This is a genomic window from Vibrio sp. MEBiC08052 (genome assembly GCF_001506075.1).
Classification (GTDB): Bacteria; Pseudomonadota; Gammaproteobacteria; order Enterobacterales; family Vibrionaceae; genus Vibrio.
The window spans coordinates 2,529,419-2,541,756 of record NZ_KQ947475.1; the positions used below are offsets into that span (position 1 = coordinate 2,529,419).

Genomic DNA, 12,338 nt, shown 5'->3' on the forward strand with positions numbered 1-12,338 from the left:
GGAAAGACCAATTAAACTTCCATCAACTCTTTTTCTTTTGCAGCAAGAACTTCATCGATATTCTTCACAGCAGCATCAGTCAGTTTTTGGATGTCATCTTGGGCTTTATGCTCTTCATCTTCTGAAATTTCTTTATCTTTCAATAAATTTTTCAGCTCATTGTTTGCGTCACGACGAATGTTACGTACCGCAACTCGTCCGCCTTCTGCTTCTCCGCGAACAATTTTAACCAAATCACGACGACGTTCTTCCGTCAACGCTGGCAGTGGTACGCGGATGACAGTACCGGCAGACATTGGATTTAATCCCAAGTCAGACATCATAATGGCTTTTTCTACCTTCGGTGCCAATTCTTTGTCAAAAACAGTAATCGCAAGTGTTCTTGAGTCTTCGGCAATGACGTTCGCAACCTGATTCAATGGTGTCGGTGCGCCATAGTATTCTACGGAAATACCAGAAAGCAAACTAGGATGGGCTCGTCCTGTACGAACTTTAGATAGGTTACTTTTGAGCGCGTCTACGCTCTTATCCATTCTCTCTTGAGCGTCTTTTTTGATTTCATTAATCACATTATCACCTTAATTCTTACTCAACCTATAAAGATTACAATGAAGCCTTGTTGTTTATGAGTGTCCCTTCAGCTTCACCCATCACAATTCGACGCAGAGCTCCAGGTTTATTCATATTAAAGACTCGGATTGGCATTTGATGATCTCTGGCGAGCGTAAAAGCCGCCAAGTCCATGACCCGTAGTTCCTTTTCAAGGACATCGTTATAAGTCAGCCTATCATACAGTTCTGCATCAGGGTTTGCTACCGGATCAGCACTATAAACACCATCAACTTTTGTCGCTTTGAGCACAACGTCAGCTTCAATCTCAATACCACGTAAACATGCAGCAGAATCGGTTGTAAAGAAAGGATTCCCGGTTCCTGCTGAAAAGATCACCACGCGTCCCTGACGCAGCTGACTGATCGCATTGGCCCAGTTATAATCATCACACACACCATTCAATGGAATTGCAGACATGACTCGTGCATTGACATAAGCTCGATGCAGTGCATCACGCATTGCCAGTCCATTCATGACGGTTGCCAACATCCCCATATGGTCACCGACAACACGATTCATCCCTGCTTTGGCGAGTCCTTCGCCACGAAATAGATTTCCGCCACCAATCACAACACCGACCTGAACGCCTAACTCAACCAGTTCTTTCACTTCCTGAGCCATCCGATCAAGCACGGTCGGATCAATACCAAAGCCTTGCTCACCTTGCAGAGCTTCACCACTGAGTTTTAACAAAATACGTTGATATGCAGGTTTCGGATTCGTTGTCATGGTGTTTTTACCTTCTCAAGAAAGTTATTCATCGATTAATGGTCATGAATAGATGCTTGCAGATAATTATAAACACATATTCATCACAATTAATGATGGTTTCATTCGTGAAAAGACCGTAGCAATAGCCACGGTCCTTTTAATCGCTTCACGAATCAGAAATTAACCTTTCTGAGCCAGTGCAACTTCTTCAGCAAAACTTAGGCTTTCTTTCTTTTCAATGCCTTCACCGACTTCAAGACGGACAAACGCAGAAACAGAAGCACCTTTTTCTTTCAGAATTTCGCCGACAGATTTCTTAGGTTCCATCACGAAAGGCTGACCAGTCAGAGAAACTTCGCCTGTGAATTTCTTCATCCGGCCTTCAACCATTTTCTCTGCGATTTCTTTTGGCTTACCTTCATTCATCGCGATTTCAACTTGAACTTCACGCTCTTTCGCAACAACGTTAGCAGGTACATCATCAGGTGTTACATATTCAGGGCGAGATGCAGCAACATGCATTGCGATGTGCTTAAGTGTTTCAGCGTCGCCTTCACCGGCAACAACAACACCAATTTTCTCACCGTGACGATAAGACGCCATCGCTGAACCTTTAATATACTGAACACGACGGATAGTGACGTTCTCACCGATTTTTGCAACCAGTGCAACGCGTGTGTCTTCAAATTTAGCCTGTAGTTCTTCTACAGATGCTTTAGAAGCAAGCGCTTCAGCAGCAACTTCATTAGCAAATGCGCCAAAGTTTTCATCTTTCGCGACAAAGTCAGTTTGGCAGTTCACTTCTATAAGAGCGGCAATGCCTTCACCTTCTTTGATAATGATCGCGCCTTCAGCTGCTAGGTTACCTGCTTTTTTAGCAGCTTTAGCAGCACCACTTTTACGCATGTTTTCGATTGCAAGTTCAATATCGCCGTCTGTTTCAACAAGCGCTTTCTTACATTCCATCATACCTGCGCCAGTACGCTCGCGCAGTTCTTTTACTAGAGCAGCAGTAACAGCCATTCTCTATTCCTCGATTGATTCTGGATATGGTAAAAATTAGGGGCCAGTTTGCGGCCCCCAATGTTAACTATAACCTAGTCGATATGTCACAGATGTTGCACATCGGACTAAGTGTGACTCAGAGCCGCAATTATTCAGCTTCTACGAAACCATCTTTTTCAGCAACAGCAACAACAACATCTTTGTTACGGCCTTCGCTGATAGATGAAGCAGCAGCATTCAGATAAAGTTGAACTGCACGGATTGCATCATCGTTACCTGGGATAATATAGTCAACACCATCTGGGTTAGAGTTCGTATCAACGACTGCGAATACAGGGATACCCAGATTGTTCGCTTCTTTAACTGCGATGTGCTCGTGATCAGCATCGATGATGAACAGAGCGTCTGGTAAACCACCCATATCTTTGATACCACCAAGAGATTTCTCTAGCTTCTCCATTTCGCGAGTACGCATCAGAGCTTCTTTCTTGGTCAGCTTATCGAAAGTACCGTCTGTTGATTGAGCTTCAAGGTCTTTCAGACGCTTGATTGACTGACGAACGGTTTTCCAGTTGGTTAGCATGCCGCCTAACCAGCGATTGTTAACATAGTATTGGTTGCTTGCTAATGCAGCTTCTTTGACAGATTCAGATGCAGCGCGCTTTGTTCCTACAAACAGAACTTTTCCTTTTTTCTCACCGATTTTTGCCAGCTCAGCCAGCGCTTCGTTGAACATAGGAACAGTTTTTTCTAGGTTAATGATATGAACACGGTTACGAGCACCGAAAATGAAAGGCTTCATTTTTGGATTCCAGTAACGAGTTTGGTGACCGAAGTGAACACCAGCTTTTAGCATATCGCGCATTGATACAGTTGCCATATTTTCATCCTCTATGGGGTTAGGCCTCCACATCTCCCATGCATCCGACCTTTGAGCTTTTCAGCCAAGGCACCCCGGAACACGTGTCGAAATGTGTGTGATTTAAAGAAGTAAATGGAAGAAATGCAAATAGACTCATATCTCTTGTGTGAGATAGGAATCGAGTCTGTCATTCCGGCGCGCTTTATATCATATTTTGCTGCTTACTGGCTAGAAAAAAATATCATCCCCGTAGGCATCACCGCTTAATATTCAGGTTTATCATGTTGCATTGATGTTGCTCGCTTGCGCTCCAGCCTGCGATTGTTAAAATAAGCTATCAGCACGATACAGTGCATATCAAAAAAATAGAGATTACCGATGTCTGTAAATATAAAAACCGCAGAAGAAATTGAAAAGATGCGTGTTGCCGGCCAGCTTGCGGCAGATGTACTCGAAATGATTGAACCCCACGTCAAACCCGGTGTAACGACAGAAGAGCTGGATCAAATCTGCCATCGGTACATCACAGAAACCCAACAGGCTATTCCGGCTCCGCTCAACTATCATGGCTTCACAAAATCCATTTGTACGTCCATCAATCATGTTGTCTGTCATGGTATTCCGGCAACTGAAGATAGTACCTATGGTCAGATTCAGCGCCCCGCGGTCCTGAAAGACGGTGATATCATCAACATTGACATCACCGTCATTAAAGATGGATATCACGGCGATACTTCCAGAATGTTTTTGGTCGGAGATGTCTCTCCGGCAGATAAGCGCTTGTGTATGGTGGCACAAGAAAGCCTTTATTTGGCGATGAAAATCGTGAAACCCGGAATTCGGCTGGGTGAAATCGGCACCGCGATCGAAAAATACATCAAAACGAACAATAAAAATAACCCACGGATGAAGTTTTCGATTGTGAAAGATTACTGTGGTCACGGTATCGGGGCCGGATTCCATGAGGAACCACAGGTTGTGCACTATAAAAACAGTGACCGAACTGTACTTCAAGCGGGGATGACATTTACCATCGAGCCGATGATAAATGCGGGTAAGTTTAGCTGCCGTCTGGACGAAGAGGACGGGTGGACGGTCTATACCGCAGATTGCAAAAACTCAGCACAGTGGGAACATACACTACTCGTCACCGATACAGGTTGTGAAGTGCTCACCTTACGCAAAGACGAAACAATTCCCCGTTATTTAAACAATCTCTAAATCAAAATCAGCCTGCATGTCGCGATGCTCTCTGGCATTGCAGGCACCTTTCACTCGCTAAGAAGCGATACGATTTACCACTCAAGACGATATAGATTCGCTTCATGGCTGTTTTTTCCTATTGGACGCACAGGGAAAAGGTAGGTTTCTGCATGTATCTTTGATAAATTCATATTCACAATTAAGATGTATGTCGCATGGATGCTACTAATATGCATGTTCAATCCCCACTTACACTACAAGATGAACAACTGACGCTCGAATCGCTGAAAAATCAGCTGGAAATGTTTGCTGATGAGCAAAAACAACAGTTTCTCAATGCTCATTCAGTACCGGATCTGGTTTATGGCCGGGCAGAATACATGGATCAATTACTGCAACGTTTATGGCAGTTTTACAATTTCCATCAGATCGAAGCCCTCACGCTGATTGCTGTGGGCGGTTATGGCAGAAAAGAACTTCATCCGTTGTCAGATATTGATATTTTAATTCTTTCCAAACAAAAGCTTCCGGCTCAAGTTCAGACCCAAATCAGTAAATTCATCACACTGCTCTGGGATTTAAAACTTGAAGTCGGTCACGCCGTCAGGACAATTGAAGAGTGCAGTCTGATTGGCCGTGAAGATTTAACCGTCGCCACCAACCTGCAGGAAGCCAGAAGGCTTGCCGGTTGTGAAGAGATATATCATCAACTCAAACTGATCATTCTATCGGAATCGTTCTGGCCGACAGAGACATTCTACCGAGCCAAGGTTGAAGAACAGAAAGCGCGTCATGCCCGTTATCACGATACGACCTACAATCTGGAACCCGATATCAAATCGACACCTGGTGGATTGAGAGACATCCATACGCTCAGTTGGATAGCCAGACGACATTTCGGTGCGACCTCACTGTTTGAAATGAGTAGTCACGGTTTTCTCACCGATGCTGAATACCGAGAGCTGGCAGAATGCCAGGAGTTCTTATGGCGGATTCGTTTTGCGCTGCATCTGGAACTCAAACGCTACGATAATCGCCTGACGTTTGCCCATCAGGCTCAAGTCGCACAACATCTTGGTTTTCAGGGAGAAGGCAACCATGCTGTTGAGATGATGATGAAAGAGTTTTACCGCACGCTTAGACGGGTCGCAGAACTCAATAAAATGTTACTCAAACTCTTTGATCAGGCGATTCTCGATGAAGACGAATCTCTTCTGCCGACAATTCTCAATCAGCATTTTCAAAAACGGGGCAACCTCATAGAACTCCGAACCGAAGGGCTGTTCCAACACCATCCGGAAACGATTCTGGATATGTTTATCCACATCGCGAACGATTCTCAGATTGAAGGTGTGGCCCCGACGACCATGAGACAGCTCAGAACAGCCCGCCGCCGACTCAGCTACTTTTTACACACCCTGCCTTTAGCACGAGAAAAGTTCATGGAACTGGTCCGGCATCCGAATGCCCTGACCAAAGCTTTCAGTCTGATGCATCGTCATGGTGTCTTATCTGCGTATCTGCCGCAATGGAGTCACATTGTCGGACAAATGCAGTTCGACCTCTTTCATGTTTATACTGTCGATGAACACAGTATTCGTTTGCTAAAACATATCCGGATTTTCAGTGACCCCAAAAATCATGAACACCACCCGATCTGCTGTGAAGTCTACCCCCGTCTGCAAAAGAAAGAGTTACTGATTCTCGCCGCCATCTTCCATGATATCGGTAAAGGACGAGGCGGTGACCATTCAGAAATCGGGGCGGTAGAAGCCTATGATTTCTGTATTGAACACGGTTTATCCAAGCCCGAGGCAAAATTGGTATCATGGTTGGTCCAAAATCACTTACTGATGTCGGTGACAGCCCAACGACGCGATATTTATGATCCAGAAGTGATTATCGAGTTTGCCAAAACGGTTCGTGATGAAGAGTATCTTGAATTTCTCGTCTGCCTGACCGTTGCGGATATCTGTGCAACAAATCCAGAATTGTGGAACAGTTGGAAAAGAACCTTACTGGCAGAGCTGTTTTATTCGACGCAGCGGGCACTCCGCAGAGGTCTGGAGAATCCGGTGGATGTCAGAGAGCGAATCCGCCACAACCAGCAACTTTCTTCAGCTTTATTAAGAAAAGAAGGGTTCAGCCTGCAAGAAATTGATTCGTTATGGCAACGTTTCAAAGCAGACTATTTCTTACGCCACACACATAAGCAAATCGCTTGGCATTGCACGCATATGTTACGCCACCAAGCACCAGATGAACCGCTGATCTTAATCAGCAAAAAAGCCACGCGTGGTGGCACGGAAATTTTTGTTTATACCAAAGATCAACATGCACTGTTTGCCACGGTTGTCGCTGAACTCGACCGCAAAGGCCTGAATGTTCATGACGCTCAGATAATGACCAGCAAAGATGGTTACGCGCTCGATACATTCATGGTGCTGGATCAAAATGGAGATACCATTGATACAGAGCGCCATCAAACACTGACGTCTCATCTCCGCCGAGCCATCGAACAAGGAACGCCTGCCCTGCATAAAACCCGCAGGACGCCCAGTAACTTAAAACATTTCACGGTTAAAACACAGGTCGATTTTCTGCCGACCAAGAGTAAAAAACGTACACTTGTTGAATTTGTGGCACTGGATATGCCCGGATTACTCGCGACCGTCGGTGCAACATTTTCAGAGCTGGGATTCGATATTCACGGAGCCAAAATCACGACTATCGGTGAAAGAGCTGAAGACTTATTCATCATTACCAGTACCACACATGGCAAACTGAGCATGGAAGAGCAGGAAAATCTGAGACAGGTTTTAATCGAGAACGTGGATGCGCTAATGCCACATTAAGTGGTATCAGCATCATCCCAAACCGGGTATCAATAGAGCGATCTATTCCACAACTTTCAATGCAAAATAGGAACATACGCTATCTCAACCGATAAGAGGCTGATACATTGATATTATCACTAGTCATCAGAGAGATAGCCTATGTTCCCACACCTCAGCAATCTGGGAATTAATGATCCCACCCAGATAGAACGCTACACAGTCCGTCAGGAAGCCCTGAAAGATGTGCTGAAGATTTATTTTCGGAAACAAAAAGGAGAACTGTTTGCGAAGAGTGTCAAGTTTAAGTACCCGAGACAAGTGAAAAATGTGCTGGTCGATAGTGGTAGTCACCAGTACAAAGAGGTCACCGAAATCAGTCGTAATCTCACATTAGTTATTGATGAGCTCAACCACATCACAACCCCAGAACAACTCTCCGAACAAGATCTGAAAGAAAAAATACTTAGTGATCTGCGCCATCTGGAAAAAGTAGTGACCAGTAAGATCCACGAAATTGAAAATGATTTAATGAAATTAAAATGATATATGAGGTTCCCGCTTGGGAACCTCCTTTTCACCACAACCGTATCTCAGCCAAACCATCCGCTGCCAAAACCGATCCCAGTAAGCACAACCCCAGCCATCACACCGGCAAGCACATCATCAATCATGATGCCGAATCCCCCTGCGACATGCTGGTCGAGCCAGCGAATCGGCCATGGTTTAACCATATCGAAAAAGCGAAATAACACAAAACCGAGGATGATCCATGACCACTCACCGCTCCCCTGAACCATATAGGGAACAATTAACATGGTGATCCAAAAACCGACAAATTCATCCCAGACAATCGAACCATGATCGTGAACATTCATATCATCTGAAGCCTGCTGACAAATCTTTATACCGATCAATGCAGCAAAGAGAGTCACAGCCAGATATATTCCAAATGGCAGTTGAGACAGCAATAGATAAAATGGAATTGCGGCCAGCGTTCCCATTGTACCGGGAATGACCGGGGATAAACCACTGCCAAATCCTGTCGCCAGCAAATGCCAAGGGTTATCAAGATGCAGCCGTTCTGTGGGTTTCATCAATTACTTCTCCTGCTGAAAATGGTCATAACCTGCCAACTCCCACGATAAGGGATTGCCTTCATGATGTAATTCCCATTGTCCTTGAGACCGAATTTGTCCAATGCAAGTCAGCGGTGTATCACAATGAGAAAGCGCACTTACTAATGAACCTTTATTCTCCTCCGAGACAGTAAAACAGAGTTCATACTCTTCGCCACTGGTTAACGCATACTGTTGTGCTTTGACCCTATCGCCCCCCAAATGCTGTAACAGCGCTTCGGAAATAGGTAAACGACTGACATCAATGCTGGCCCCCACCCCTGAACCAGTCAGAATATGTTGTATATCAGCAATCAAGCCATCAGATATATCAATCGCAGCCGATGCCTGTGTTAATAATGATTGTCCGGCAAGAATTCTGGGGGTCGCAAAGTAGTGACGCTTTTCGAGCTCCCGGCTCACGTTATCAAGGTTTTGCTTCGCAGATAAAATCAGCTCTAATCCAGCTTTACTATCTCCCAGCGTGCCTGTGACATAAATCCAGTCTCCGACCTTTGCTCCATGTCGAGTCAGCGCCTGCGCTTCCGGCACGAAACCATGTACCGTCAGCGTGATACTCAACGGTCCTCGGGTGGTGTCACCACCGATCAATTGAATATTGTAGTAACTTGCCAACTCAAAAAAGGCATCACAAAATCGACTCAACCACGCTATATCCGTTTCAGGTAATGTTAAAGCCAGCGTACACCATGCCGGAGTTGCCCCCATCGCAGCCAAATCACTTAAATTAGAGACAAGGGCTTTGTGTGCGATCCAGGCCGGATCGGCCTCAGGAAGAAAATGGGTTCCAGATACCATCGTATCTGTACTGATCGCAAGCCGGACTTGCTCGGGTACTTTTACAATCGCGCAATCATCGCCAATACCAAGCTGAACATCTTTACGCTGTGTTTGTCGTTGCTTAAAGAAACGATCAATTAAACGAAATTCACCAGTCATAAATTTTTCCTGAATATGGAGACATGTAAATCATGCACATAAAAAAGGTCAGCTCTCGCTGACCTTCTTATTTTAATCGCTTTTTACTTCTTGCGGACACTTATTTCTTACGAACATGAGGTGCCGCTTTATCCAGCACACCATTGACAAATTTATGGCTATCTTCTGCTGCAAAAGATTTTGCTAATTCAATCGCTTCATTGATCACGACCTTATAAGGCACATCTTCGCGACGCGTCATCTCATACATCGCCAAACGAAGCAAAGCAAGTTCCATCATATCCAGATCTTGCATCGGACGTGAAGCATAAGGACGAATTTTGCTATCCAGCTCAGTGTGGTTTAACACGACACCGGCGAGCAAATCACGAAAATACTCAACATCAGTTTCAGGCGCACGAAGTGCTGGCTCCGTTGCGCGATGCTCTTCATCATCATACTTATCACTAGAGAGAAACTGAGCCTCAATCGTTGAGACATTTTCACGGGTAATTTGCCAAGAATAAATAGCCTGTAAAGCAAACTGGCGTGCATTACGACGTGCGGCTGGTTTCACATGAGCCCCCATTAGGAATCAATTGCAGAAAGAACATTAATCATTTCAAGTGCGCTCAGTGCAGCCTCTGCACCTTTATTACCAGCCTTGGTTCCTGCGCGTTCAATCGCTTGATCGATAGTATCAACCGTCAATACGCCAAAAGCGACAGGCAAGCTATACTCGAGAGAAACTTGAGCTAAGCCTTTATTACACTCATTACAAACATAGTCAAAGTGTGGCGTACCACCTCGGATCACCGTCCCAAGAGAGACGATCGCATCAAACTGACCAGTTTTTGCGACTCTCTGCGCAATAAGTGGCAGTTCAACAGCACCCGGACAACGAACAACCGTAATATTCTCATCACTTACCTGACCATGACGTTTCAACGTGTCAATTGCACCGGAAAGTAAACTTTCATTAATAAAACTATTAAACCGTGAAATGACAATCGCAATTTTCGCGTGAGGTGCCGGGAAACCTCCCTCAATCACTTTCATAAACTTTCCTTAAAACTCTGTTCATCAGCGAGAATCGGCGGATTCTAGCATAGTTCCATCATTAATTTCTAATGGTATTTCTGAAGACGCCCGGAAACAGATTCCCTGTTTTTATCCGAGCATCTTCCCCTCGGATGACTTACTGGCTGACATACTCCACAACATTCAGTCCAAATCCACCCAATGCATGATATTTTTTATTCGCAGACGAGAGCAGCTTCATATCTGTGACTCCCAAGTCAGCAAGGATCTGCGAACCGACACCGACACGGCGGGAAGTCCCTTGTTTTTTCGCCATCGCAGGGGCTTCACCTTTATCCTGTAACTCAAACATTTTGACCCGATGAATAATCAGTTCCGGAGACTCTTCATTGCCGAGCAGAACTAGCACACCGCCTTCAGCACTAATGCGTTTCATCGCATCTTCAATACTCCAACTCCGATCAGCATTTCGATCACTATGAAGTACATCCGTGAATGTGTTAATCAAGTGAACACGGACCAGAGGAACATCCTGACTCTCTTGCTCTTTTACCAGTGCATAGTGAACCTGATTATCGATCACATCACGATAAGTGATTAAATCGAATTCCCCATAAGCGGTTGGCAACTGACACGTCGCAACACGCTCAATGGTTGTTTCCGTGTTGTTCCGGTATTCAATCAGGTCGGCAACCGTCCCTAGCTTAATTTGGTGTTTCTCAGCAAAGACTTCCAAATCGGGACGTCTTGCCATGCTACCGTCTTCTTTAAGAATTTCGACAATCACCGAAGCTGGTTCCAAACCGGCTAATCTTGCCAAATCACATCCAGCTTCAGTATGTCCGGCGCGAGTCAATACGCCACCATCCTGAGCTGCAAGTGGGAAGATATGACCCGGCTGAACGAGATCAGAAGCCTTCGCATCTGGCGCAACCGCAGCCTGAACAGTCCGGGCACGATCACCGGCTGAAATACCGGTGGTGACACCTTCGGCAGCTTCAATCGAAACCGTAAAATTAGTGGTAAACTGGGCGTTATTATCTTGTACCATCGGACCCAGTCCCAAACGCTGACACCGCTCTTTGGTCATCGTCAGACAAATCAGTCCCCGCCCATGCGTTGCCATAAAATTAATCGCTTCTGGTGTAATATGCTCAGCGGCAATAATCATATCACCTTCATTTTCGCGATCTTCATCGTCCATCAGGATAACTATTTTACCCTGACGAATATCTTCGATAATTTCTTGGGGGGTGCTAATTGCCATCGTTTTTATCCTCGGTACTGAATTTAGTCTATTGTTCTGTATGATGCTTCAATGCAATCTCAAACAACAAATGGTCATCATTCAAGCAAAACCATTTTGTTGCAAAAATTCGAGTGTCATGGAAGAGTTCTGTTCACGCTTTTCAGTGGCTCCGGCACTCAGTAATCGCTCCAGATAGCGAGCCATTACATCGACTTCAAGATTCACTTGTCGTCCAACCCGGAATGCATGAATGGTGGTTTCTGACGACGTATGGGGAATGATCGTCAGTTTAAAAGCATTGTGGCGTAATGCATTGACCGTCAGGCTGATCCCATCGACAGTGATTGAACCTTTTTCCGCCACGTAACGACAAATGTCTTCCGGTAAAGCAATCCAAAACTCTATCGCTCGACCAACCTGAGCACGCTCAATAATCTCACCAACCCCATCGACATGACCGGAGACAATGTGTCCGCCAAAACGAGTGGTCGGTAACATTGCCTTTTCCAGATTGACGCGGTCTCCCACTTGGGCGTGGGCAAAACTCGACTTATTGAGTGTTTCCAGAGACAAATCTGCGGTATAACTTCTCGCAGTCCGGGCCACAACCGTCAGGCAGACACCGTTAGTCGCAATGCTGTCACCCAGTTTTACATCGGACATATCCAGAGAACCGACTTCGACCTGAATGGAAACATCTTCACCTTTCGGGGTAATCGCTGTGAGAGTCCCGATAGATTCAACAATACCAGTAAACATGATGT

Annotated in this window: 13 protein-coding genes; 3 read left to right on the top strand and 10 right to left on the bottom strand. The window is 45.3% G+C overall.

The annotated features are described in order from the left end of the window. Positions 1-11 precede the first annotated feature (11 nt). The 4 genes from frr to rpsB all read right to left on the bottom strand — a co-directional run bounded on the left by frr (position 12) and on the right by rpsB (position 3,208). A complete protein-coding gene (frr, locus tag VRK_RS11030; RefSeq protein ID WP_059121413.1) occupies positions 12-569 on the bottom strand; it encodes a ribosome recycling factor in 558 nt (185 codons plus the stop codon). A 34-nt stretch (positions 570-603) separates the two neighbouring features. Then, positions 604-1,341 (bottom strand): UMP kinase, encoded by a 738-nt coding sequence (gene pyrH / locus VRK_RS11035; RefSeq protein WP_059121414.1) that lies wholly within the window; start codon positions 1,339-1,341, stop codon positions 604-606. Positions 1,342-1,503: 162 nt separating this feature from the next. Further along, the gene (gene tsf / locus VRK_RS11040; RefSeq protein WP_059121415.1) at positions 1,504-2,346 is read right to left on the bottom strand and encodes a translation elongation factor Ts; all 843 of its coding nucleotides are present in this window, start codon (positions 2,344-2,346) and stop codon (positions 1,504-1,506) included. A 130-nt stretch (positions 2,347-2,476) separates the two neighbouring features. After that, positions 2,477-3,208, bottom strand: coding sequence for a 30S ribosomal protein S2 (gene rpsB / locus VRK_RS11045; RefSeq protein WP_059121416.1), 732 nt, complete (start codon positions 3,206-3,208; stop codon positions 2,477-2,479). Between the two features lie 360 nt (positions 3,209-3,568). On the opposite strand from rpsB, the gene map reads away from it, so the two are divergent. The 3 genes from map to VRK_RS11060 all read left to right on the top strand — a co-directional run bounded on the left by map (position 3,569) and on the right by VRK_RS11060 (position 7,773). Continuing rightward, complete coding sequence (map, locus tag VRK_RS11050; RefSeq protein ID WP_059121417.1) at positions 3,569-4,411, top strand: type I methionyl aminopeptidase; 843 nt, start codon at positions 3,569-3,571, stop codon at positions 4,409-4,411. A gap of 212 nt (positions 4,412-4,623) precedes the next feature. Continuing rightward, positions 4,624-7,248, top strand: coding sequence for a bifunctional uridylyltransferase/uridylyl-removing protein GlnD (gene glnD, locus VRK_RS11055; protein ID WP_059121418.1), 2,625 nt, complete (start codon positions 4,624-4,626; stop codon positions 7,246-7,248). Positions 7,249-7,389: 141 nt separating this feature from the next. Beyond that, positions 7,390-7,773, top strand: coding sequence for a DUF3461 family protein (locus VRK_RS11060; RefSeq protein ID WP_059121419.1), 384 nt, complete (start codon positions 7,390-7,392; stop codon positions 7,771-7,773). A gap of 47 nt (positions 7,774-7,820) precedes the next feature. On the opposite strand, the gene pgpA is transcribed toward VRK_RS11060, so the two are convergent. From pgpA to VRK_RS11090, 6 genes are all read right to left on the bottom strand, one after another. Next, on the bottom strand, positions 7,821-8,327 hold the full coding sequence (gene pgpA / locus VRK_RS11065; protein ID WP_443083425.1) for a phosphatidylglycerophosphatase A: 507 nt from the start codon (positions 8,325-8,327) through the stop codon (positions 7,821-7,823). After that, positions 8,328-9,305 carry a thiamine-phosphate kinase gene (thiL, locus tag VRK_RS11070; protein WP_059121421.1) on the bottom strand — a complete coding sequence of 326 codons (978 nt, stop codon included), beginning with the start codon at positions 9,303-9,305 and terminating at the stop codon, positions 8,328-8,330. It abuts the gene before it with no gap. 100 nt (positions 9,306-9,405) lie between these two features. Beyond that, on the bottom strand, positions 9,406-9,873 hold the full coding sequence (nusB, locus tag VRK_RS11075; protein WP_059121422.1) for a transcription antitermination factor NusB: 468 nt from the start codon (positions 9,871-9,873) through the stop codon (positions 9,406-9,408). Further along, the gene (ribH, locus tag VRK_RS11080) at positions 9,873-10,343 is read right to left on the bottom strand and encodes a 6,7-dimethyl-8-ribityllumazine synthase (RefSeq protein ID WP_059121423.1); all 471 of its coding nucleotides are present in this window, start codon (positions 10,341-10,343) and stop codon (positions 9,873-9,875) included. Before ribH ends, nusB begins: the two co-directional genes overlap by 1 nt. A gap of 139 nt (positions 10,344-10,482) precedes the next feature. Further along, positions 10,483-11,592 carry a bifunctional 3,4-dihydroxy-2-butanone-4-phosphate synthase/GTP cyclohydrolase II gene (ribBA, locus tag VRK_RS11085; protein ID WP_059121424.1) on the bottom strand — a complete coding sequence of 370 codons (1,110 nt, stop codon included), beginning with the start codon at positions 11,590-11,592 and terminating at the stop codon, positions 10,483-10,485. A gap of 81 nt (positions 11,593-11,673) precedes the next feature. Beyond that, positions 11,674-12,333 (bottom strand): riboflavin synthase, encoded by a 660-nt coding sequence (locus VRK_RS11090; protein ID WP_059121425.1) that lies wholly within the window; start codon positions 12,331-12,333, stop codon positions 11,674-11,676. Between the last annotated feature and the right edge of the window lie 5 nt (positions 12,334-12,338).